This window comes from Caballeronia concitans (assembly GCF_001544615.1).
Lineage (GTDB): Bacteria > Pseudomonadota > Gammaproteobacteria > Burkholderiales > Burkholderiaceae > Caballeronia > Caballeronia concitans.
Genome location: NZ_FCNV02000001.1, coordinates 187,505 through 209,466, shown reverse-complemented (window position 1 = coordinate 209,466; position 21,962 = coordinate 187,505). Strand labels below are relative to the sequence as shown.

The following is a 21,962-nucleotide window of genomic DNA, read 5'->3' as shown; positions in this document are numbered from 1 at the left end:
ACTTGGCAGTCGCTTTTACTTCATAAGAATCATGAGGTTGCAGTTCTGTCGCCAGGAGCGTGGTGTGGCACAATCGCGCTTCTTCCTGCGTCGCGCCGGTCACCGGCGGGCGCTTCAATGGAACGATGCTTGCGAATCGACAATCCGATCATCAAGCCGCAACGTCGTTTACTGAGTCCGGCCAGCGTTTGCGCCGAAGCATCGCAGATGCTTTTCCAAGAGTAGAGATGCGAGCAAGGCCGTATCTGGAGCCGGACGCGTCGAATGGCTCGCACGGCTCGTCCGTGACGCCGTGTTCGGTCGATTTCGTTTCGCCTGAATGAATAACTGAAGCAACGCTCAATCGACGGGTCGCGCATCGACGCCGCCCGCGAGTCTCGCTGTGACGAGCGAACTCATGCGATCGAGCGTGTCCTCTGCTGCAGCAACGAAGGAGAAGCCCCCAAGATGAATTCGGCATTTTCATTTCTGCCCGCGTGGCCGCTCGAACCCGACGCCATTCTCTGGGCCGGTCTCGCGCTCGTCACGGCGGGTCTCGCCGGAGAACTGCTGTGGCGCGCGTGGCGGCTGCCGCGCATCACGGGCTATGCGGTGATCGGGCTGATCGCGGGCAACGCCGGCCTCGGCGTGATCGACGCCAGCGCGGGCGGGCTGTCGCGTCCGCTGCTCGATGTCGCGCTCGGACTTTTGCTCTTCGAACTCGGCGGACGGCTGGATCTGCGCTGGATTCGCCGCAATCCGTATCTGATCTTGTCGAGCATCGCGGAATCGACGCTGACGTTCGGCCTCGTGCTCATCGCGCTGATGCTCGTGAAAGTGCCGACGATGCCGTCCGTCGTCATCGCCGCGATCGCAATGGCGACGTCGCCCGCGATGGTCATCCAGCTCAAGACCGAACTGCGCGCGGAAGGCCAGGTCACGCAACGCCTGATGACGCTGACCGCGCTAAACAGCATGTACGCGGTCATCGTCGAAAAGCTCGCGGCGGGCGTGCTGCATCAGGAAATCTACGGCAACACGTTCGCGACGATTCTTCAGCCGCTCTATTTGCTGATCGGATCGCTCGTGCTCGCGTTCCTGCTGGCACGCGCATGCAATATGCTTTATCGGCGTCTGAATGCGAACGATGAGCATTCCTTCGTTGCCTTGTTCGGCCTCGTGCTGCTGGCGATCGCGGTGGCGCACATCTTCAAACTCTCGACGATTCTCGCGCTGCTCGCGGCGGGCATCATCGTGAAGAACGCGGACGAACGGCCGCAATTGTGGCCCGCGCATTTCGGATCGGCGGGATGGCTGCTGACCGTCATCCTGTTTGCGCTCACGCTTACGTCGTTCCATTGGCGCGATATCGCGCTCGGCGGCGTCGCGGCGCTCGGGCTGATCGTCGCGCGCGTCATCGGCAAACTCGTCGGCGTGCTGATGTTCGCCAAGCCGAGCGGACTCAACTGGAAGCAGGGCGCGGCGCTGGGCGTCGCGCTCACGCCGATGTCGGCGCTTGCGTATCTGCTCGTCGACGATATGTACGTGCTTTATCCCGACTACGACCCGACCTTGCGCGCGATCGTCATGTGTTCGATCGTCGTGCTTCAGATCGCGACGCCGTTCGTGGTCTACCGTAGTTTGTCGGCGGTCGGCGAGCGCCGCGAATAGGCGCGCGCCGGCGCTCATGCATTGATCAACAAGAGGCGTCATGGCACTAGAACCATTCATCGACTCCGAGCCGTTCACGTTCGGCGTGGAGCTGGAGATCCAGGTCGTCAATACGCACGACTACGATCTGACACGCGCCGCATCGGACCTGATGCGGCTCATCAAGGACGAAAAGATTCCGGGCAACATCACGCCGGAAATCACCGAAAGCATGATCGAGCTTTCGACCGGCATCTGCACGACGCACGAGCAGGCCGTCACCGATCTGCGCAAGATCCGCGATACGCTCGTCGCCGCGGCGGATCAGCTGAACGTGGGACTCGCGGGCGGCGGCACGCACGCGTTCCAGCAATGGAGCGACCGGCAGATCTACGATGCGCCGCGCTTTCAGTACATCTCCGAGCTGTACGGCTATCTGGCCAAGCAATTCACGGTGTTCGGGCAGCACGTGCATATCGGCTGTCCGAATCCGAATAGCGCGCTGTTCCTGCTGCATGCCATGTCGCGCTACATCCCGCATTTCATCGCCCTGTCGGCTTCGTCGCCTTACATTCAGGGCGTCGATACGGGCTTTCACTCGGCGCGGCTCAATTCGGTGTTCGCGTTTCCGCTGTCGGGGCGCGCGCCTTTCGTGCTGACGTGGGACAGCTTCGAAGAGTATTTCTCGAAGATGGTCCACACGGGCGTCGTCAACAGCATGAAGGACTTCTACTGGGACATTCGGCCGAAGCCGGGTTTCGGCACGATCGAAGTCCGCGTGATGGACACGCCGCTTTCGGTCGATCGCGCCGCGGCCATCGCGTGCTACATCCAGACGCTGTCGCGCTATCTGCTGATCGACAAGCCGCTCATGCCGCAGGAAGACGACTACCTCGTCTATACGTTCAACCGCTTCGAAGCGTGCCGCTTCGGGCTGGAGGGCACGTGCGTCCATCCGCAGACGGGCGAGCGGCATACCATCGCCGAAGACATTCTCGCGACGCTCGACGTGCTCGCGCCGCACGCCGAAGCGCTCGGCTCGCAGGCCGCGCTCGCACAGGTGGCCGACATTGCACGCGGCGGCATCAACGATGCAACCTGGTTGCGCGGCGTGTTCGACAAGGAAAAGTCGCTGCATGAAGCCGTTCGGCAGCAATGTCTGCAGTGGCGCGCGTGAGGCGTTTAACGCGCTGAAAGCATGAGAAGTCGAAAGACCGCTTCGGAGCATCGAAGCGGTCTTTTTGTTTTTCGGGCCGCGCATCGTGTCTGTATGAAACGCGTGCATGTCGGTCGATGGAATAACTTGGCGCCGTCATCGTTTTGAGGGAAAGCGGAACGGCGTCCTTAAGGTTTCCATTCAGCGTCCGTATACCTGAGTAATACTCGGTAACGAAAAAGACCGGTGCCGCAGGTGAGTCCGCAGTTGAGTCACGACACGCGCCGATCAACCTTTGGCGCTCGATATCCGCCTTCGTGCAAAGCGTCGTGACCGGGAAGGTGGGCTTGCGCACGATGTGGCCGTTATGGAAACCTCACTCACAACGAAATAAGGCGGTTTTCCACGGGTTATCCACAGTTTTGCGTGGATAATTAAGGTGTACGTTTGGTCTCAGTCGCTTAGAATGGCGACTTTCGCGACGGCGGGTTATAGTCGGCGAATGAGCGCCACGGCTGCACACAAGAAGGCGCAAAACGAAGAGGGTTGCAATGTCCCCATTCAGGCACAGCGAATTGGCTTTGTACGCCTGAATTTTGAGACGGCGGGGACCACGAACCGGGAGGCATCCCGACGAACGGGAAACGTGAATCGGGGCGGGCTTTCGGGACGAGGGGTTCGCGGTTTCATGCGAACATGCCGTCGAAACCTATAAAGCGGAAAACAAGCGAAATATTATGAGTGAAGGCGTTTACGGAGAGCAGGCGACGGGGCGGGTGACCCACGGCCTGCTGAGGCTGAGCACCGCGATGCGCAGCCAGGCATGGGAGTGGGCGGAAGGAGCGGGGCTCACGCCGACTCAAGGTGAAATCCTGGTGCTGCTGATGCAGCGTAAGGGGCCGATGCGATTGGGCGAGATCGCGCGCGAAACCGCGCTGACCGCCGCGACGACGAGCGATGCCGTGAGCACGCTCGAAGGCAAGGGGCTCGTCGAAAAGCGCCGCGCGCTGGACGATGGCCGCGCCCTGGCGGTCCGTCTGACCGCACGCGGCCGCACCGCCGCGAAAAAGGCGCTGCAATGGCCGGACTTCCTTTCGAAGGCGGTCGGCACGCTGCGCGAAGAGGAGCAGGCGTCGTTGTATCGCTCGCTGCTCAAGACCATCCGCCAGCTCGAGACGCAGCAACAGATTCCGGCGCACCGCATGTGCCTTTCGTGCTCGCATCTCGAAGTCAGCAAGAATCCGAAGAAGGTCCCGCACCATTGCGCGCTTCTTCAGATCGACATGGCCGATACGGATCTCCGTCTCGACTGTTCGGTATACGAAGAAGGCGATCTCACTCAGCAAAAGAAGGTCTGGAAGATCTTCGCGCAGATCGCCTGAGTTCGATGAGGCCGCCGGCTTCGGCGGCATCGGTGGCATTCCGCGCTGTGGGGCGTCGGCGAGTCGGTTAGACTGTGCCGTCGCGCCTCGCAGCGAGGCGCGGCTCGTCCCTCGTTTGTGTTCCGAGCCACGCGTCGATTTCTGGAAGCGCCGATGAAACATGAAGTCCTGGCGATTCGCCACGTCCATTTCGAAGATCTCGGCAGTCTGGAACTGGTCCTCGGCGACCGCGGCCACCTCGTGCGTTATCTCGATGTCGGGCGCGGGCGCATCGCGGCGCCCAATCCGCTCGATCCGTCGTTGCTCGTCGTGCTCGGCGGGCCGATCGGCGCGTATGAAGACGCGCAGTATCCCCATCTCGCTCCGCTGCTGTCGATGCTCAAAAAACGCATCGCGGCGGGACTTCCCACGCTCGGCATCTGTCTCGGCTCGCAACTGATCGCGCGGGCGCTCGGCGCGCGCGTGTATTCGTCGGGCGCGCTCGAACTCGGCTGGTCGCCGCTTGCGCTGACCGAAGCGGGCCGGGCATCGCCGCTCAATCATCTCGATTCGGTGCCCGTCTTCCACTGGCACGGCGACACGTTCGATCTGCCCGAAGGCGCGACGCTGCTCGCATCGACCGAAACGTGCGCGCATCAGGCGTTCTCGTGGGGTGAGCACGTGCTCGCGCTGCAATGCCATGCCGAAGTGCTGACGGATCGCTTCGAGAACTGGCTGATCACGTATCCCGGCGATATCGCGCAGAGCGGCGCAACGGTCGCCGGTTTGCGCGAGGCCACCGCGCGGCACGGCGCCGCGCTCGAAACCGCCGCCCGTGCGATGTTCGGCGAATGGCTCGACCGGTTTCCGGGCGCGCCGCGTTCGGCCTGAGCCGTCGACGCTGCACGAAGAAAAGTGCGGTGCTATTCTCGACCGCTTCCTTCTTCGCGATGAGCTTAAGACATGAGCGCGCTCTTCACTGCCGCGACCCTTCGCGGTTTGCAGGTTCCCAATCGCATTGTCGTTTCGCCGATGTGCCAGTACTCCGCCGAACGCGGCGAAGCCCAGGCGTGGCACATGATCCATCTCGGCCATCTGGCGCTGTCCGGCGCGGGCATGCTGTGCATCGAGGCGACGGCGGTCGAGCCTGACGGACGCATCACGCCCGGCGATCTCGGCCTGTGGGACGACGCGACCGAAGCGGCGCTGCGTCCGGTGCTCGCCGCGATCCGCCAGCACTCCAACATCGCGGTGACGATGCAGCTCGCGCATGCGGGCCGCAAGGCATCGAGCCACACGCCGTGGGAAGGCGGCCAGCTCATTTCCGTCGCGGATGGCGGCTGGATGACGCACGCGCCATCGGCGATTTCGCACAAGCCCGATGAAACGCCGCCGCTCGCGCTCGATACCGCAGGCCTCTTGCGCGTGAAGGAAGCGTTCGTTGCGTCGGCGAGGCGCGCGGCACGCCTCGGTATCGACGCGCTCGAAATTCACGCGGCGCACGGTTACTTGCTGCATCAATTTCTCTCGCCGATCGCGAATCAGCGCACCGACGAATACGGCGGCTCGCGCGAGAACCGCATGCGCTATCCACTCGAAATCTTCGATGCCGTGCGCGCCGCGTTTCCCGGCGACAAGCCCGTCGGCGTGCGTGTCTCGGCAACGGATTGGGTCGAAGGCGGATGGGGCATCGAAGACACGATCGCGTTCGCGTCGGAGTTGAAGAAGCGGGGCGTCGACTGGATCGACGTGTCGTCGGGCGGGGTATCGCCACAACAAAAGATTCCGCTCGAACCCGGCTATCAGGTGCCGTTCGCGAAGGCCGTCAAGGAAGCGACGGGCGTGACGACCATCGCCGTCGGCTTGATCACGGACGCGAAGCACGCGGAAGAGATCGTCGCGAGCGGGCAGGCCGACTTCGTGGCGATGGCGCGTGCCATGCTCTACGATCCGCGCTGGCCGTGGCACGCGGCCGCCGAGCTTGGCGCGACCGTCAGCGCGCCGCCGCAGTACTGGCGCTCGCAGCCGCGCGAGCAGAAGCATCTGTTCGGCGACATCTCGTTCGGGCAGCGTTGATTCGACACAGTTGAGCAGCGAGCGGGCGGGAGTGTACGATACCGTCGATACCGTTGAACGCGGTGCCTTCATGGCCACCGCGTTTTTTTATGCCCGCGTCCGCGCGCGCATGACGTCCCCACCGATTCGTTATTAAGGATTCGTTCGATGAGTTCACGCAAGGTCACCGTTCGCCGCTCGGGCGTGCATGGCAAGGGCGTGTTTGCCGTGAAGCCGATTGCCGCGGGCGACAAGGTGATGGAATACAAGGGCGAGCGCATTTCGTGGAAGGAAGCGCTGCGCCGTCATCCGCACAATCCGGACGAACCGAATCACACTTTCTACTTCGCGCTCGACGACGGCCGCGTGATCGACGGCAAGATCGACGGCAACAGCGCGAAGTACATCAATCATTCGTGCGCGCCGAACTGCGAAGCCGAGGAAGTGGAAGGGCGCGTGTTCATTCACGCGCTGCGCGACATCGATCCGGATGAAGAGCTGAATTACGACTACGGCCTCGTGATCGAAGGGCGGATCACCAAGAAGCTCAAGAAGGAATACGAGTGCCGCTGCGGCGCGAAGAAGTGCCGCGGCACGATGCTCGCGCTCAAAAAGAAATAAGCGCTCCGCTTACTTCTCGGAAGGCGTGGGGCGGGCGTCGGCTGGCGCCTTCAGCGGTATCCGCACGATGAAGCGCGCGCCGCCTTCCGGCGCGTCTTCGTAATGCACGCTGCCACCGTGCAGCACCACGATGTCATGCACGATCGCGAGTCCCAGTCCCGCGCCGCCTTCCACGCTCTGGCCGTCGCCACGGAAGAAGCGCTTGAAGAGATCGGGTTGCTGATCGGGCGGCACGCCGGGACCGTTGTCCTCGATCACTACTTCGCCGAAACGCGCATCTTGCGGATCGCGCCAGTCGCCGACCGTCAGCGTGATGCGCGCGCCTTCGTAGCGCGCGGGCGGCACGTACTTGAGCGCGTTATCGATGAGATTCGCCAGCACTTCGCGCACGAGCACGATATTGCCGCGCACGATCATCGGGTGCTCGTTTTCCGGATCGTCGGTACGCTGAAAGCCCAGGTCGACCCGCGCCGCCAGCGCGCGCGGCACCCATTCGGCGCCGGTTTCGAACGCGAGCGCGGCGAAATCGAAGTCCGTGAAGCGCGCGGCCTGTTCGCCCGGCTCGGCGCGCGCGAGCGACAACAACTGATTCGACAGCCGCACCGCGCGGTCCGCCGATGCGCGCAACTCCTTCACCGCTTCCACGGCCTTCGCGGGATCGCGTGAACTGAGCGCCTGCTCCGCGTGCAGCTTCACGGCGGTGAGCGGCGTGCGCAACTGATGCGCGGCATCGGCGATGAACTTGCGCTGCGCATCCAGCGCCGTTTGCAGACGCACGAGCAGGCCGTTCATCGCGCTCGTGAGCGGGCGGATTTCGCTCGGCACGTGCGATTCGTCGACCGGCTCCAGCGAGCTATGCGTCTGGCGATTCAGCGCGTCGGCGAGATCGGTGAGCGGGTTCAACTGCTGATTCACGACGCGCCACACGATCACCCAGCCGGCCAGCAGCAGGAGCAGCAGCGGCATCATGATCGCGAACAGAAATTCCACCGCGATGCGATACCGCGATCCCACGCGCTGCGCCACCTCGACGACGATCGGATTGCCGGTCTGCTGCGGCACGCGCACTTGCGCCGCGCGCACGCTCGTGCCCTGGTAGTGGGTCTCGAAGACGTACGCGTAATGAATGCGCCGCACGGCCGTGCCCGTGAGCGGCAATTCGGGGTCGCCAGCGATTTCCTCGTCGCCGGTGCTGATGCGGTAGACGAGCTGCTCGACGGGATCGGAGAACATCGCCTGGGCGAGCGGCGGAACGGTGACGGGGGCATCGACGCCCGCGAGCTGGATTTGCTTCGAGATGGCGGTGGCGAGATCGGCGAGCGAGCGGTCGACTACGTGCTGCGTGTACTGCCACGCGAGCCAGTACGCCATGAGGCCGCTCATCAGCGCAAGCAGCGAGAGCGGCGCGGCAAGACGGCGCAACAACGTGCGCCGCAGGCTCGGCGGCGCAGGAGGTTGGGTGGGCGTCGATCGCGCCAGATCGAGCCAGTCTTCGCGGGCGAAACGCTGATCGCCCGCGCGCCGGGTGGGAAGTCGCAAAGCGTTTTACGGCAACGACGCGCGATGCATCACGCCGCCTGCCGGATCTCCTGAAGCAGATAACCGAAGCCGCGCACCGTCACGATTTCCACACGCGTGTTTTCGAGCTTCTTGCGCACGCGATGCACATACACTTCGATCGCCGTATCGCCGAGATCGCCACCGAAGTGTGTCAGGTGATCCTGCAACTGCGCCTTGCTCACCACGCGGCCGTGACGCAGCAGCAGCATTTCCAGCACCGCGAATTCGCGCGGCGACAGTTCGAGCGGGCGTTCGTCGTTGAAGATGCGGCGATCGACGCCCGACAGGCGCAAGCCGCCCAGCGTGACTTCGGGGCGCGGCACGTCGCCGTGCGGACCGCTGCGGCGCATCACCGCGCGGATACGCGCTTCGAGTTCCTGCGGCTCGAACGGCTTGAGCATGTAGTCGTCGGCGCCGCTGTTGAGCCCTTGCACGCGGTCGTGCAGTTCGTCGCGCGCGGTGAGGATGATGACCGGCGTGTGGCGATTGCCTTGCCGGAAGCGCGAAAGCAGCGTCATGCCGTCGATGCCGGGCAGGCCCAGATCCAGGATGACGAGTTCGTGGCGGTTCTGCGCGAGCGCCTGCTCGGCGAAGATGCCGTCGTGAACCATGTCGACGGTGAAGCCCGATTGCTCGAGGCTGCTTTGAATGCCGCGCGCGATGGGGCGGTCGTCTTCGATCAGGAGGATTCGCATGAAGTCGCTCAGTACAATGGGTTGAATGCGATCCGGCGCGCAGGCCGCGCAAGGCGGCGGCGGCAGCGCGGGGTCGGCCGGACCAAAACCGTTACTTCTCATGCGGCGCCGCGCGGGTGACATCGAAATAATTCGCTGCCGATTGTACCGCTTCGGGCGCGCACGCCGACCAGCGCGCCAGCAGGCGGTATCTTGCACCGTTCGCGGAGTTTACGAGCGGTTAAAAATCCGCCTTCATCACTGAAAGATACGCCGTGAATCGGCTTACGTGCGGATTTTGATCGCCTTCCAAAGGTGGGTTACAGGCACATTTTCGCGGGTGATCGGCTTTCGCGGGTGTCACGGTTCGTAATACGTCCGTTACCTTGTTGGGCGATGTAAGCAAGTATTAATATGCGCGCGCCAATGCGTATAAGTGCGTCGTCATGATGATCCGTGCCCCGGCGATGCGCTAAAGTCGCATTTCCTTGGGCCTTCGCGCGAATCCGCCTCATGTTGGAACTCGATCATTTCGACCTTGCCCTGCTCGACGTCCTGCAGCGTTTCGGGCGCGCCACGCATCAGCAGCTTGGGGAGCAGGTGCCGCTATCGCCGTCGCAAATCGGGCGACGCCTGCAGCGCCTCGAAGCGACGGGCGTGATCGAAGGCTATCGCGTGGTGTTGCGGCCGGAGAAGCTCGGCCTGGGCGTGACGGCGTTCACGAGCCTGAAGCTCAAGCATCATGGCGATTCGGTCATCGAGCAGTTCCAGCAGGAAATCGACGCGCTGCCGGAAGTGCTCGAATGTCACGCGACCGTCGGCGACGCGGATTATCTGCTGCGCATCGTGGCGCCGGATTTGAACGCGCTGTCCGGCTTCGTGATGAAGAAGCTGATGCGCGTGCCGGGCGTGGATAGCGTGCGCTCGAACATCGTGCTGACGACGTTCAAGCGCAACGGTCCGCTGCCGCTCGCTCACCTTTCCGGCGACGCCGCCTGAGGCGCGGGATTCAGCAAATCGACGTACGCGACCGGCACGAGGTCCGCTTGCGCGACGCCCAGCCGCGCGAACATGTCGTGCGCTTCCTGTTCGCCGCCGGCTTCGTCGTCGTCCTGGCCGAGCAGCACTTCCAGCTCGACGAAATCGCCTAGTCCGTCCACGCGATCCAGATGAATGCGCGTGCGCCCGACCAGATAAACATGCCGCTCCTTTGAAACGATGCCGCGCGTCGTCAACGCCTGCGCGAGCAGCGTATGCATGGCTTCGGCGTTCGTCACGGGGCTGCGCGAGTAGTACGAGACTTTCGGGCCGTCGCGATCGTCGCGTTGGTAGAAGATGAGTTCGGGCGGCGTGCCGTCGTCGAACTGGCGCAGCTTGAGGCGGCCGGTGGGCACGTCGTAGAAGAAATCCTGTTGGCGAAAGACGAGGGGCGCATCGGTGGCGAGGGCGGCTGCGCGCTCGCGCAACTGGTCGAACTGATGCGTGCGCGCCTTGATTTCGATGTTGCGTGCCATGAAAAGGTCTCCGTTGGTGGGCTTAAGCCGAGCGTACCAAGCATACCGTGACCCGTGCGTTACACGGACCATTGGGCGTCGATGAGTTTGAGCGCGGCGGCGATGGCGGGTTCGTCGCGACGTTCGGCGAGCGCGACGAACGAGAGTTGTGTCGGCACGATGACGCCATCGACGATGGTGAGCGCATGGGCGTGCGCCTGGGCGAGCGCGATGGAATCGCGCGCGAGCGAGAGCCCGACGCCGGATTTCACGAGATCGAGCATGGACGGTTCCTGATCGACTTCGGCGACGATGACGGGCGTGGCGCCGGCTTCGCGGAACACGCGCGAGAGCAGCCGGTTGTGAGCGGATTCGGGCGGCGTCCAGATCCAGGGCAGCTTGGCGAGCGTGGCCCAATTGCGTTTGCCTTTGTTGACGCGGTTGTGCCATCCGGCGGGCGCGAGCACGCGATACAGGAATGGCGTGAGCCGGACGACGTGAAAGCGGTCGCCGTCGCGTGAGCCGTCGATGGCGGGATCGCCGATGTAGTAGCCGACGTCGAGATCGCGTGCGCGGACGCGTTCGAGCACCCATCCGGACATGCCGTGCCGCAGCGCGGTTTCGATGCGCGGATACCGTTCGACGAACTGCCGGAGAAATCCGCCGAGCCGCAAAAATTCCGGATCGAGAATAGTGCCGATCCGCAGCGTCCCGGAGAGTTCATGCCGCAGCGCGGCAGCGGCGCGCCGGACTTCGGCGGCGGTGGCGAGAGCACGTTCGGCGTGGGGGAGGAGGGCTTCGCCGTCGCGGGTGAGGAGCAGCCCGTGCGAGGTTCGGGTGAAGAGGACGACCCCGAGCATTTCCTGAAGGTTTTTGATTTGGAGACTGACGGCGGGCTGCGTGAGATGGAGTTGGGCAGCGGCGCGCGTGAGATTGCCTTCGCGGGCGACGGTGAGAAAGGCGCGCAGGAGGGTGTAGTCCATGCGTGATATTAGCGCGACTTATAACGCGATCGAACGAATCTGATTGGATTAAAAAGCGAATTTCGCACTAGTCTAAGAGACAGCAAGAAAAGAACCGCCGACGAACGACCCAACGCCCGCGCAGCGGGGGCGGAGCTATTTGGTGCTGTGCCAGCGAGTGGAAAGGTGCGATGTGCCAGTGGCTATTCGCACCAAGCCGGGTGGGGCTTGTGAGGGCGACACTTAGGCGAGTGCCACGGCAGGCGTCAAGAATGAGCGAGCAGGGCGTGCAGCGGGCGGTAGAAAAGCTGCTTTCTTTGGTTACTTTCTTTGCAGCAGCAAAGAAAGTGACCCCCGCCCCGGGGAGGGGCGACCTAATAGACCGACACGAAAGGCCGCAAGAAAAAAAGACGGCAAAAAAGAGACTGGAGACATTGAGATGAAACAGACAGCAAGAAAAGAAGAGGGCACCTACGATTACATAGTGATAGGCGCGGGCACCGCAGGTTGCGTGCTGGCGAACCGCCTGACGGAGGACCCGAACACGCGCGTGCTGCTGCTAGAAGCCGGCGGCAAGGACGATTACCACTGGATCCACATCCCGGTGGGATATTTGTACTGCATAGGCAACCCGCGCACCGACTGGCTGTACAAGACGCAGAAAGAGCCGGGCCTGAACAACCGATCGCTCTCCTACCCGAGAGGAAAAGTCCTGGGAGGATGCTCGTCGATCAACGGCATGATCTACATGCGCGGCCAGCGCGAAGACTACGACGATTGGGCGCACATCACGGGCGATTCGAACTGGTCGTGGGACTCGGTCCTGCCGATCTTCAAGCGCAGCGAAGACCACCACGGCGGTGAGAACCAATGGCACGGCGCGGGCGGCGAATGGCGCGTGGAAAAGCAGCGCCTGAAGTGGAAGATCCTGGAAACCTTCGCGCAGGCCGCGCAACAAACCGGCATCCCCGCGACCGATGACTTCAATCGCGGCGACAACACGGGCGTCGGCTATTTCGATGTGAACCAGCGCGGCGGCATCCGATGGAACGCGGCGAAAGCGTTCCTGCGCGAAGCGATGAAGCGCCCGAATCTCACGACGATCACCGGCGCGCATACGCAAAGGCTTGTGTTCGAAGGCGCACGTTGCGTGGGCGTGGAATATCGCGGCGGCGATACCGACTTCATCGCAAGGGCGCGATGCGAAGTCGTGCTGAGCGCGGGCGCGGTGAATTCACCGCAGATCCTCGAACTATCGGGCATCGGCAATGGCGCGCGGCTGCAGCGGCTCGGCATCGATGTCGTGCAGCATTTGCGCGGCGTCGGCGAAAATCTGCAGGACCACTTGCAACTGCGCATGGCCTACAAGGTGAACGGCGCGCGCACGCTGAACACGCTGTCCGCGCGCTGGTGGGGCAAGCTCTTCATCGGCATGCAATACGCGCTCATGCGAAGCGGCCCGATGTCGATGGCGCCATCGCAGCTCGGCGTGTTCGCCAAGTCGAATCCCGACGATGCATCCATCAAGCGCGCCGATGTCGAATACCACGTGCAGCCTTTGTCGCTCGAACGTTTCGGCGAACCGCTGCATCCGTTCAATGCGTTCACGGCTTCCGTGTGCAATTTGCGCCCGACATCGCGCGGCAGCGTGCATATCGAATCGCCGGATGCGCATGCCGCGCCGTTGATCGCGCCGAATTATCTTTCGACGGACCGTGACCGTGAAATCGCCGTGAACTCGCTGCGTCTCACGCGACGCATCGTGAGCGCGCCGGCGCTTGCGCGTCATGCGCCCGAAGAGATTCTGCCGGGCATTCAGTTCCAGACGCAGGAAGAACTCGTCGAAGCAGCGGGCAATATCGGCACGACGATCTTTCATCCGGTCGGCACGTGCCGCATGGGCACGGACAACGACCCGGCCGCCGTCGTCGATAGCCGCTTGCGCGTGATCGGCGTGCGCGGACTGCGCGTGGTGGATGCATCGGTGATGCCGGTCATCACATCGGGCAACACGAATTCGCCGACGCTGATGATCGCCGAGCGCGCAAGCCAGATGATCCGCGAAGACCGCGATACGCTGCACACACAGGAAGTGATCGCATCAGCGCTTGCGTGAATGTGACGAGCGCGATGACCATGAGCACGCGGCGTGCCCCGATCGCGTGCATCGACGGGTATTTTGCGTGCCGCGTGAGTTAGTGCAAATCCCAATGATTGCGCTGCATCATTGGCGCGACAATGGCTCCGGATCAAAGTGATGCTCGGCTTACCTCGTGTCCGCTTTGTGCAGCACGCAATGCACATAGAGTCGCAGCACGAAGCGACGCCGCGCCGGAATGGAGACAACGTTCGGGCGCGTGCGGAAAGAACAATAAGGCGCAGGCGAATTCATCGTCTAGCGCCTCACTTCGCATGGAAGGGGACATGATTCTCGGCGATACCATTCTGGAAACGCGAGGGCTCACGAAAGAATTCAAAGGCTTCACGGCCGTGAATGGCGTGAACCTGCGCGTGCGCCGTGGCTCGATCCATGCGCTGATCGGCCCGAACGGCGCGGGCAAGACCACTTGCTTCAATCTGCTCACCAAGTTTCTCGAACCCTCGGCGGGGCAGATCGTCTTCAACGGTACCGATATCACGCGCGAACGTCCCGCCCATATCGCGCGACGCGGCATCATCCGTTCGTTCCAGATTTCCGCCGTGTTCCCGCATTTGAGCGTGCTGCAGAACGTGCGTATCGGCTTGCAGCGTCAGCTCGGCACGTCGTTTCAGTTCTGGCGCAGCGAACGTTCGCTCGATGCCCTGAACGATCGCGCGATGGACCTGCTCACACAAGTCGGCCTCACCGATTTCGCCGATACGAAAACCGTCGAGCTTTCGTACGGACGCAAGCGCGCGCTCGAAATCGCGACGACGCTTTCGATGGAGCCCGAACTCATGCTGCTCGACGAACCGACGCAAGGCATGGGCCACGAAGATGTCGATCGCGTGACGGCGCTCATCAAGAAAGTATCGGCGGGGCGCACGATCCTGATGGTCGAACACAACATGAACGTGATCGCCGGCATCTCCGACACCATCACCGTGCTTCAGCGCGGCGAAGTGCTCGCGGAAGGCAACTACGCGGAAGTGTCGAAGAATCCGCTGGTGATGGAAGCCTACATGGGCAGCGCCGATGCGGCGCTCACCGGAGCGCACGCATGAGTACGATCGTGGAAGAGCGCCGCTCGCGCGAGGCGAACGGCGCGGCGGGCAATGCGCCTGCGCTGGAAATCGCGGGATTGCAGGCGTGGTACGGGGAATCGCACATCCTGCATGGCGTCGATCTGAAGGTGAATCGCGGCGAAGTGGTCACGCTGCTCGGCCGCAACGGCGCCGGACGCACGACCACGCTGCGCGCCATCATGGGCCTCACCGGCCGGCGCACGGGCTCCATTCGCGTCGGCGGACGCGAGACCATCGGGCTGCCGACGCACAAGATCGCGCACTTCGGCGTCGGCTATTGCCCGGAAGAGCGCGGCATCTTTTCGAGCCTGTCGTGCGAAGAGAATCTGCTGCTGCCGCCGCTCGTCGGCAATCCGAAGGAAGCGATGCCGCTCGACGAGCTCTATGCCATGTTTCCGAACCTGCAGGAACGGCGCGCGAGCCAGGGCACGCGTCTGTCAGGCGGCGAACAGCAAATGCTCGCCGTCGCGCGCATTCTGCGAACGGGCGCCAATCTTCTCCTGCTCGATGAAATCTCGGAGGGCCTCGCGCCCGTCATCGTGCAGACACTCGCGCGGATGATCCTCATGCTCAAGGCGCGCGGCTACACCATCGTGATGGTCGAACAGAATTTTCGTTTCGCGGCGCCGCTCGCGGACCGCTTCTATGTGATGGAGCACGGGAACATCGTCGAGCATTTCGGTGCGGGGGAACTCGAAGCGAAGATGCCGGTGCTGCACGAACTGCTCGGCGTGTGATCGCCGGCAACGCGGCAAAGACTGCATCGCAGTAGGGCAACAGGCACGACCAGTAACACGGCAAGAACCAAAACTCACGGAGACTGGAATGAAAAAGAAGACCCTCGCGCGCCTCTCTACTCTTTGTTTTGCGGCTGCGGCGGCGAGTGTGACGCTGATGAGCAGCGGCGCGCAGGCGGCCGATGCCAACAGCGTCAAGATCGGCTTCGTCACCGACTTGTCGGGCCTCTACGCCGACATCGACGGACAAGGCGGCCTCGAAGCCATCCGCATGGCGATCGCCGATTTCGGCGGCAAGGTGAACGGCAAGCCGATCGAACTCGTGTACGCGGATCACCAGAACAAGGCGGACATCGCGGCATCGCGCGCGCGCGAGTGGATCGACCGTGACGGCGTGAACGTGATCATCGGCGGCACCAACTCGGCCACCGCGCTCTCCACCGCGCAAGTGTCGGCGGAAAAGAAGGTGCCGTACATCAACATCGGCGCGGGCGCGGACAACCTCACGAACGAGCAGTGCTCGCCGTACACCGTCCACTACGCCTACGACACGATGGCGCTCGCCAAGGGCACCGGTTCTGCGGTGACGAAGCAGGGCGGCAAGACGTGGTACTTCCTCACCGCCGACTACGCGTTCGGCAAGGCGCTGGAAAAGAACACGTCGGATGTCGTGAAGGCCAACGGCGGCCAGGTGCTGGGCGCGGTGCGTCATCCGCTGTCGGCGTCGGACTTCTCGTCGTTCCTGTTGCAGGCGCAAGGATCGAAGGCGCAAGTGCTCGGCTTGGCGAACGCGGGCGGCGACACGATCAACTCGATCAAGGCCGCGAAGGAATTCGGCATCAACAAGTCGATGAAGATCGCTGCGCTGCTCATCTTCCTGTCGGACATCCACAGCCTGGGCCTCGAAACGACGCAAGGTCTCGTCGCGACGGATAGCTGGTACTGGAACAAGGACGACAAGACGCGCGAATGGGCGAAGCGCTACTTCGCGAAGATGAAGAAGATGCCGACGAGTCTTCAGGCCGCCGACTACTCCGCCGTCACGACGTATCTGAAGGCCGTGAAAGCGGTGGGCAGCACGGACAACGACAAGGTCATGGCCGAGATGAAGAAGACGAAGATCGACGACTTCTACGCGAAGGGCTACATCCGCCAGGACGGCGCGATGATCCACGACATGTACCTGATGGAAGTGAAGAAACCTTCGGAATCCAAAGAACCGTGGGACTACTACAAGATCACGGCGACGATTCCGGGCGATCAGGCGTTCGGCACGAAGGCGGAATCGCGCTGCGCGGCCTGGAAGTAAGTTTTCGGTGAGCAGACGTGGCGGGCGGCTCGCGGGCCGCCCGTCGCCACAACGTTTCTGACGGCGGTTCAATGGAAATATTCGGCATCCCGCTCGCCGCGATGATGAGCCAGTTGCTGCTCGGACTGGTGAACGGTTCGTTCTACGCGATCCTGAGTCTCGGGCTCGCGGTGATCTTCGGCTTGCTCAACGTCATCAACTTCGCGCACGGCGCGCTCTTCATGCTGGGCGCGATGCTCGCGTGGATGGGCTATTCGTACTTCAACGTCCCGTACTGGGCGATGCTGCTGCTCGCGCCCGTCATCGTGGGCTTGCTGGGCGTGGTCATCGAACGGTCGATGCTGCGCTGGCTCTACAAGCTCGACCATCTCTACGGCTTGCTGCTCACGTTCGGCCTCACGCTCGTGATCGAAGGCGTGTTCCGTTCCATCTACGGCTCGTCGGGGCAACCGTACGACGTGCCGTCGCTTTTGTCCGGCGCGACGAATCTCGGCTTCATGTTCCTGCCGAACTATCGCGCGTGGGTGGTCGTGGCGTCGCTCATCGTCTGCTTCGCGACGTGGTTCGTCATCGAAAAGACGCGCATCGGCGCCTATCTGCGCGCGGGCACGGAGAACCCGAAGCTCGTCGAGGCATTCGGCGTCAACGTGCCGCTGATGATCACGCTGACCTACGGCTTCGGCGTGGCGCTCGCGGCGTTCGCGGGCGTGCTGGCCGCGCCGGTCATCCAGGTGTCGCCGCTGATGGGGCAGTCGATGATCATCACCGTGTTCGCCGTCGTGGTGATCGGCGGGATGGGATCGATCATGGGCTCGATCCTCACGGGCCTGCTGCTCGGCGTGATCGAAGGCTTCACGCGCGTGTTCTATCCGGAAGCGTCCGCGACGGTCGTCTTCGTCATCATGGCGCTCGTGCTGCTCGTGCGTCCGGCAGGGCTCTTCGGCAAGGAAAAATGATGCAGAGAAAAGCGCTTTACGGCCTGTTGCTGATCGGTCTCCTGATCGCGCCGTTCGCGGGCGTGTACCCGGTCTTCATGATGAAGGTGCTGTGCTTCGCGTTGTTCGCGGCGGCGTTCAACCTGCTGATCGGCTATACGGGGCTGCTGTCCTTCGGGCACGCGATGTTCCTTGCGAGCGCCGGCTACACCACCGGCCATGCGATCCAGACGCTCGGCTTCACGCCCGAACTCGGCGTGATCGCCGGCACGGCGGTAGCGACGCTGCTCGGCGTGGTCGTCGGGCTGCTCGCGATCCGCCGACAAGGCATCTACTTCGCGATGGTCACGCTCGCGCTCGCGCAGATGGTCTACTTCGTGTTCCTGCAGGCGCCGTTCACGCACGGCGAAGACGGCCTGCAGGGCGTGCCGCGCGGCAAGCTGTTCGGCATCGTGAACCTCGGCAACGACATCACGCTGTACTACATCGTGCTCGTGGTGATGCTGCTCGCGTTCGCGCTGATCGTGCGCATCGTGCATTCGCCGTTCGGACAGGTGCTGATCGCGATCAAGGAGAACGAGCCGCGCGCGGTATCGCTCGGCTATGACACCGCGCGCTACAAGCTGCTCGCGTTCGTGCTGTCGGCGGGGCTCGCGGGTCTGGCGGGCGCGACGAAGACGCTCGTGCTCGGCTTCGAAACGCTCGGCGATGCCTACTGGACAATGTCCGGCCTCGTCGTGCTCATGACGCTCGTCGGCGGCATGAGCACGATGTTCGGGCCGCTGCTCGGCGCGGCGATCATCGTCGCGCTCGAAGACCGGCTCGGCGATATCGGCACGGGCATCGCGAATCTCACGGGCGTCGAGTGGTTCCAGTCGCTCGGCGAATCGGTGACGATTGTGACCGGCGTGATTTTCATCGCGTGCGTGCTGGCTTTCCGGCGCGGGATCGTCGGGGAAATCGTGGCGCGCGTGAGGCCGTTGCAGGGATAGCGCGATTTAGTTTGAATTCCGAACGAATCGCGTGCAGTGCAAAACCCGTGGTTGACGGCACAAAATGCGCCCATTTAAGGTGCTTGCATGCACCACTAGGGTAAATGCTAGGTTGTCGTGTAATGGTCACGACATTAATATCCTTCCTAGTTCTGTTGCACCCGAATTTTGAGGTGGAGAACGAGGAGACATGAGGCACAAAGTGCCCAAATCGAAAGCGCTGTTGGATGACTCCAACAGCGCTTTTTTATTTGCCCGCCGATAATACGGTCGCCGCTCAAGCGATTTAACAGACAGATAATGCGGGCGAGCTTTTCAAGCCATCGCGTCACGTGCGCCAAGCCTCACGCGGCGGGGCGCAAGCCCTTCAAAACGCTTGCTGCGCGGCGCTTGCGTCCGCTAAACTGCATTTCCCGACCCGCTGGTCGGCGATTCGCGACATAAAATCCGCGGGCGTTCAAGCATGACTTCTTCCTGGCATTACTTCAATTCGAACTGACGATTTACGGGGTGCAAATCAATGAAGTGGGCGTTACGCGGTAAGGCGGTCGCGATGGCCGTTGCGGGATTAACGGCGGTTATGAGCACGCAGGTTCGGGCGGACGTGAAAATAGGCGTGACGGTTTCGGCGACAGGGCCGGCCGCATCGCTCGGTATTCCGGAGAAGAACACCATCGCGTTATTGCCGAAGGAAGTGGCGGGGCAGAAGGTGCAATACATCGTGCTCGACGACGCCACCGATTCCACGCAAGCCGTCAAGAATGCGCGCAAGCTCACGAGCGAAGATCACGTCGATGCGCTCATCGGTTCGACCGTTGTTCCGAATTCCCTCGCGATGATCGATATCGCCGCCGAAACCACCACGCCGATGATCTCGATGGCCGCGGCCGCCAGCATCGTCGAACCGATGGACAGCAAGCGCGCGTGGGTCTTCAAGACGCCGCAGAACGACATCCTCATGGCGACGGCCATCGCGCAGCATATGGCGAATCACGGCGTGAAGACAGTCGCGTTCATCGGCTTCGCGGATGCGTACGGCGAGAGCTGGTTCAAGGAGTTCTCGAAGGCGGCAGATCTGGCGAAGCTGAAGGTCGTCGCGAACGAGCGCTTTGCGCGCAACGACGCGTCGGTCACCGGGCAAGTGCTGAAGATGGTGTCGCAGAACGCGGACGCGGTGCTGATCGCGGGCGCGGGCACGCCGGCCGCGCTGCCGCAGAAGACGCTCAAGGAGCGCGGCTACAAGGGCAAGATCTATCAGACGCACGGCGTCGCCAATAACGACTTCCTGCGCGTGTGCGGCAAGGATTGCGAAGGCACGTTCCTGCCGGCGGGACCGCTCCTGGTCGCCGAGCAGCTGCCCGACAGCAATCCCGTGAAGCCGGCCGCGCTCGCCTACAAGAAGGCGTACGAAGGCGCGAACGGCGCGGGATCGGTCTCGACGTTCGGCGGTCACGCGTGGGACGCGGGCCTCATTCTTCAACGCGCGATTCCCATCGCATTGAAGAAGGGCCAGCCCGGCACGCCGGCGTTCCGCGAGGCGTTGCGCGCGGCCATCGAAGAGACGAAGAACCTGCCCGCGTCGCACGGCATCTTCAACATGAGCGCGAACGATCACTCCGGACTCGATCAGCGAGCGCGCGTGATGGTGGAGATCGTCGGCGGCAAGTGGAAGTTGTCGGCTAACTGAACGTCGATATGTGAATCGATCCGGACATCAAAGGCGCGTTGCAACGAACGCGCCTTTTTTGTTGTGCAGGAGTGGAAAGAAGAGGGCGCAAAGCCCCGCGCATTGGCCTGGGCATCGCTCTGTATTGGTCAGGGAAAACGAGCCTTGGCATGGTGTAACGCGGTAAATAGATTGGGTGCGCCTTTTTTGAGTCGGGCGCATCGATAAAAACTCGCAGCAGCGCACCGCAGGGGTGCCTGATAGCAAAACGAGCACAGTCGCGTTTGGAGACGAGCAATGAAAACGAAGAAAGCATGGGTTGGCAGGAGCATCGCGCTCGCACTCGCGGGCAGCGCGATTTTCGGCACGGGCGCCGCATTCGCGCAGGTGAAGATCGGCGTGACGTTGTCGGCGACGGGACCGGCGGCATCGCTCGGGATTCCCGAGAAAAATACCGTCGCGCTGCTGCCGAAGGAGATCGGCGGCAAGTCGGTGCAATACATCGTGCTCGATGACGGTTCCGACACGAGCCGCGCCGTGCAGAACACGCGCAAGCTGATCGACGAGGATCATGTCGACGCGATCATCGGCTCGACGGTCACGCCGAACTCGCTCGCGATGATCGATCCGGCATCGAGCGCGAAGACGCCGATGATCTCGATGGCCGCATCCGCCGCGATCATCGCGCCGATGGATGCGAAGAAGGCTTGGGTCTTCAAGACGCCGCAGAACGACGCGCTCATGGCCGACGCCATCGCCGGTTACATGGAGAAGCACGGCGTGAAGACGGTGGGTTTCATCGGCTTCGCGGATGCCTACGGCGACGGCTGGTACAACGTGTTCAACACGGCGGCCGCGGCGCACAAGCTGAAGATCGTCACGAACGAACGCTATAACCGCACGGACACGTCCGTCACGGGCCAGGTGCTGAAGACGATGGGCGCGAACCCCGACGCGGTGTTGATCGCGGGCGCGGGCACGCCGTCCGCGCTGCCGGCGAAGGCGCTGAAGGAGCGCGGCTACAAGGGCAAGGTCTATCAGACGCACGGCGTCGCGAACAACGACTTCCTGCGCGTCTGCGGCAAGGACTGCGAAGGCGAAATCCTGCCGGCGGGTCCCGTGCTTGTCACCGAGCAACTGCCGGACAGCAATCCGGTGAAAAAGTCGTCGGCGGCATACAAGGACGCGTACGAGAAGGCCAACGGCGCGGGATCACTGTCGACGTTCGGCGGTCACGCGTGGGATGCCGGTCAGATGCTCGCGCGCGCCATCCCCGAGGCGCTGAAGAAAGCGCAGCCGGGCACGCCCGAGTTCCGCGAGGCGCTGCGCGCCGCGCTCGAGAACCTGAAGGACCTGCCGGTCGCGCACGGCATCATGAACACCACGACGAACGATCACAACGGCTTCGACAATCGCGCACGCGTGATGGTGCAGATCGTCGACGGCAAGTGGAAGCTGCTGAACGACTAAGCCGTGCGAGGCGTGGTCGTGCGTGAGCGTCCTCGCCTCCCATTTTCAAGATAGGGAAGCGGCGCGCCGATGGTGCGCCGCTTTTCCCATGTTCCACGGGCTCTCGCGGCCCTCCAG

Annotated in this window: 19 protein-coding genes; 15 read left to right on the top strand and 4 right to left on the bottom strand. The window is 62.9% G+C overall.

The window, feature by feature from the left end:
• Window positions 1-447 precede the first annotated feature (447 nt).
• The 6 genes from AWB72_RS00945 to AWB72_RS00920 all read left to right on the top strand — a co-directional run bounded on the left by AWB72_RS00945 (window position 448) and on the right by AWB72_RS00920 (window position 6,822).
• A complete protein-coding gene (locus AWB72_RS00945) occupies window positions 448-1,650 on the top strand; it encodes a cation:proton antiporter (protein ID WP_040052808.1) in 1,203 nt (400 codons plus the stop codon).
• Window positions 1,651-1,690: 40 nt separating this feature from the next.
• Window positions 1,691-2,806, top strand: a complete 1,116-nt coding sequence (locus AWB72_RS00940; protein ID WP_040052809.1) for a YbdK family carboxylate-amine ligase — start codon at window positions 1,691-1,693, stop codon at window positions 2,804-2,806.
• A 716-nt stretch (window positions 2,807-3,522) separates the two neighbouring features.
• Window positions 3,523-4,167, top strand: a complete 645-nt coding sequence (locus tag AWB72_RS00935) for a MarR family winged helix-turn-helix transcriptional regulator (RefSeq protein WP_040052810.1) — start codon at window positions 3,523-3,525, stop codon at window positions 4,165-4,167.
• A 153-nt stretch (window positions 4,168-4,320) separates the two neighbouring features.
• Window positions 4,321-5,037 carry a glutamine amidotransferase gene (locus tag AWB72_RS00930; protein ID WP_040052811.1) on the top strand — a complete coding sequence of 239 codons (717 nt, stop codon included), beginning with the start codon at window positions 4,321-4,323 and terminating at the stop codon, window positions 5,035-5,037.
• A 72-nt stretch (window positions 5,038-5,109) separates the two neighbouring features.
• Complete coding sequence (locus AWB72_RS00925; protein WP_040052812.1) at window positions 5,110-6,222, top strand: NADH:flavin oxidoreductase/NADH oxidase; 1,113 nt, start codon at window positions 5,110-5,112, stop codon at window positions 6,220-6,222.
• Window positions 6,223-6,369: 147 nt separating this feature from the next.
• Window positions 6,370-6,822, top strand: a complete 453-nt coding sequence (locus tag AWB72_RS00920; protein ID WP_040052813.1) for an SET domain-containing protein — start codon at window positions 6,370-6,372, stop codon at window positions 6,820-6,822.
• A gap of 9 nt (window positions 6,823-6,831) precedes the next feature.
• On the opposite strand, the gene AWB72_RS00915 is transcribed toward AWB72_RS00920, so the two are convergent.
• Both AWB72_RS00915 and AWB72_RS00910 read right to left on the bottom strand, forming a co-directional pair.
• The gene (locus tag AWB72_RS00915) at window positions 6,832-8,301 is read right to left on the bottom strand and encodes a sensor histidine kinase (protein ID WP_040052885.1); all 1,470 of its coding nucleotides are present in this window, start codon (window positions 8,299-8,301) and stop codon (window positions 6,832-6,834) included.
• An 89-nt stretch (window positions 8,302-8,390) separates the two neighbouring features.
• A complete protein-coding gene (locus tag AWB72_RS00910) occupies window positions 8,391-9,077 on the bottom strand; it encodes a response regulator transcription factor (RefSeq protein WP_035962098.1) in 687 nt (228 codons plus the stop codon).
• A 492-nt stretch (window positions 9,078-9,569) separates the two neighbouring features.
• Between AWB72_RS00910 and AWB72_RS00905 the strand changes: the two genes are divergently transcribed.
• Entirely contained in the window at window positions 9,570-10,055 is a 486-nt protein-coding gene (locus AWB72_RS00905) for an Lrp/AsnC family transcriptional regulator (RefSeq protein ID WP_040052814.1), read from the top strand.
• On the opposite strand, the gene AWB72_RS00900 is transcribed toward AWB72_RS00905, so the two are convergent.
• Both AWB72_RS00900 and AWB72_RS00895 read right to left on the bottom strand, forming a co-directional pair.
• Window positions 10,031-10,570 (bottom strand): class IV adenylate cyclase, encoded by a 540-nt coding sequence (locus tag AWB72_RS00900; protein WP_040052815.1) that lies wholly within the window; start codon window positions 10,568-10,570, stop codon window positions 10,031-10,033. The two genes, AWB72_RS00905 and AWB72_RS00900, sit on opposite strands and share 25 nt — an antisense overlap.
• Window positions 10,571-10,629: 59 nt before the next feature.
• The gene (locus AWB72_RS00895) at window positions 10,630-11,532 is read right to left on the bottom strand and encodes a LysR family transcriptional regulator (protein ID WP_087127771.1); all 903 of its coding nucleotides are present in this window, start codon (window positions 11,530-11,532) and stop codon (window positions 10,630-10,632) included.
• 418 nt (window positions 11,533-11,950) lie between these two features.
• Here AWB72_RS00895 and AWB72_RS00890 point away from each other — a divergent pair, with 418 nt between their 5' ends.
• From AWB72_RS00890 to AWB72_RS00855, 8 genes are all read left to right on the top strand, one after another.
• Window positions 11,951-13,627: a GMC family oxidoreductase gene (locus tag AWB72_RS00890; protein WP_040052817.1), complete on the top strand. Its 1,677-nt coding sequence runs from the start codon at window positions 11,951-11,953 to the stop codon at window positions 13,625-13,627.
• A gap of 308 nt (window positions 13,628-13,935) precedes the next feature.
• Window positions 13,936-14,715, top strand: coding sequence for an ABC transporter ATP-binding protein (locus AWB72_RS00885; RefSeq protein WP_087127909.1), 780 nt, complete (start codon window positions 13,936-13,938; stop codon window positions 14,713-14,715).
• A complete protein-coding gene (locus AWB72_RS00880) occupies window positions 14,712-15,473 on the top strand; it encodes an ABC transporter ATP-binding protein (RefSeq protein WP_040052818.1) in 762 nt (253 codons plus the stop codon). Before AWB72_RS00885 ends, AWB72_RS00880 begins: the two co-directional genes overlap by 4 nt.
• Before the next feature lie 88 nt (window positions 15,474-15,561).
• Entirely contained in the window at window positions 15,562-16,782 is a 1,221-nt protein-coding gene (locus tag AWB72_RS00875) for an ABC transporter substrate-binding protein (protein ID WP_040052819.1), read from the top strand.
• Between the two features lie 71 nt (window positions 16,783-16,853).
• Window positions 16,854-17,738, top strand: coding sequence for a branched-chain amino acid ABC transporter permease (locus AWB72_RS00870; RefSeq protein WP_040052820.1), 885 nt, complete (start codon window positions 16,854-16,856; stop codon window positions 17,736-17,738).
• Window positions 17,738-18,709, top strand: coding sequence for a branched-chain amino acid ABC transporter permease (locus AWB72_RS00865; protein ID WP_040052887.1), 972 nt, complete (start codon window positions 17,738-17,740; stop codon window positions 18,707-18,709). The genes AWB72_RS00870 and AWB72_RS00865 overlap by 1 nt, the downstream gene beginning before the upstream one ends.
• 520 nt (window positions 18,710-19,229) lie before the next feature.
• Complete coding sequence (locus AWB72_RS00860; protein WP_040052821.1) at window positions 19,230-20,396, top strand: ABC transporter substrate-binding protein; 1,167 nt, start codon at window positions 19,230-19,232, stop codon at window positions 20,394-20,396.
• Window positions 20,397-20,672: 276 nt separating this feature from the next.
• Window positions 20,673-21,845, top strand: a complete 1,173-nt coding sequence (locus AWB72_RS00855) for an ABC transporter substrate-binding protein (protein ID WP_087127767.1) — start codon at window positions 20,673-20,675, stop codon at window positions 21,843-21,845.
• The last annotated feature ends 117 nt before the right edge of the window (window positions 21,846-21,962 follow it).

What these genes read in the sequence shown, in the direction of transcription:
- AWB72_RS00875 (WP_040052819.1), top strand. Translation starts at nt 15,562, where the DNA reads ATGAAAAAGAAGACCCTCGCGCGCCTCTCTACTCTTTGTTTTGCGGCT.
- AWB72_RS00895 (WP_087127771.1), bottom strand. Translation starts at nt 11,532, where the DNA reads ATGGACTACACCCTCCTGCGCGCCTTTCTCACCGTCGCCCGCGAAGGC.
- AWB72_RS00880 (WP_040052818.1), top strand. Translation starts at nt 14,712, where the DNA reads ATGAGTACGATCGTGGAAGAGCGCCGCTCGCGCGAGGCGAACGGCGCG.
- AWB72_RS00855 (WP_087127767.1), top strand. Translation starts at nt 20,673, where the DNA reads ATGAAAACGAAGAAAGCATGGGTTGGCAGGAGCATCGCGCTCGCACTC.
- AWB72_RS00910 (WP_035962098.1), bottom strand. Translation starts at nt 9,077, where the DNA reads ATGCGAATCCTCCTGATCGAAGACGACCGCCCCATCGCGCGCGGCATT.
- AWB72_RS00930 (WP_040052811.1), top strand. Translation starts at nt 4,321, where the DNA reads ATGAAACATGAAGTCCTGGCGATTCGCCACGTCCATTTCGAAGATCTC.
- AWB72_RS00900 (WP_040052815.1), bottom strand. Translation starts at nt 10,570, where the DNA reads ATGGCACGCAACATCGAAATCAAGGCGCGCACGCATCAGTTCGACCAG.
- AWB72_RS00905 (WP_040052814.1), top strand. Translation starts at nt 9,570, where the DNA reads ATGTTGGAACTCGATCATTTCGACCTTGCCCTGCTCGACGTCCTGCAG.
- AWB72_RS00945 (WP_040052808.1), top strand. Translation starts at nt 448, where the DNA reads ATGAATTCGGCATTTTCATTTCTGCCCGCGTGGCCGCTCGAACCCGAC.
- AWB72_RS00865 (WP_040052887.1), top strand. Translation starts at nt 17,738, where the DNA reads ATGCAGAGAAAAGCGCTTTACGGCCTGTTGCTGATCGGTCTCCTGATC.
- AWB72_RS00940 (WP_040052809.1), top strand. Translation starts at nt 1,691, where the DNA reads ATGGCACTAGAACCATTCATCGACTCCGAGCCGTTCACGTTCGGCGTG.
- AWB72_RS00885 (WP_087127909.1), top strand. Translation starts at nt 13,936, where the DNA reads ATGATTCTCGGCGATACCATTCTGGAAACGCGAGGGCTCACGAAAGAA.
- AWB72_RS00870 (WP_040052820.1), top strand. Translation starts at nt 16,854, where the DNA reads ATGGAAATATTCGGCATCCCGCTCGCCGCGATGATGAGCCAGTTGCTG.
- AWB72_RS00935 (WP_040052810.1), top strand. Translation starts at nt 3,523, where the DNA reads ATGAGTGAAGGCGTTTACGGAGAGCAGGCGACGGGGCGGGTGACCCAC.
- AWB72_RS00860 (WP_040052821.1), top strand. Translation starts at nt 19,230, where the DNA reads ATGAAGTGGGCGTTACGCGGTAAGGCGGTCGCGATGGCCGTTGCGGGA.
- AWB72_RS00925 (WP_040052812.1), top strand. Translation starts at nt 5,110, where the DNA reads ATGAGCGCGCTCTTCACTGCCGCGACCCTTCGCGGTTTGCAGGTTCCC.
- AWB72_RS00920 (WP_040052813.1), top strand. Translation starts at nt 6,370, where the DNA reads ATGAGTTCACGCAAGGTCACCGTTCGCCGCTCGGGCGTGCATGGCAAG.
- AWB72_RS00890 (WP_040052817.1), top strand. Translation starts at nt 11,951, where the DNA reads ATGAAACAGACAGCAAGAAAAGAAGAGGGCACCTACGATTACATAGTG.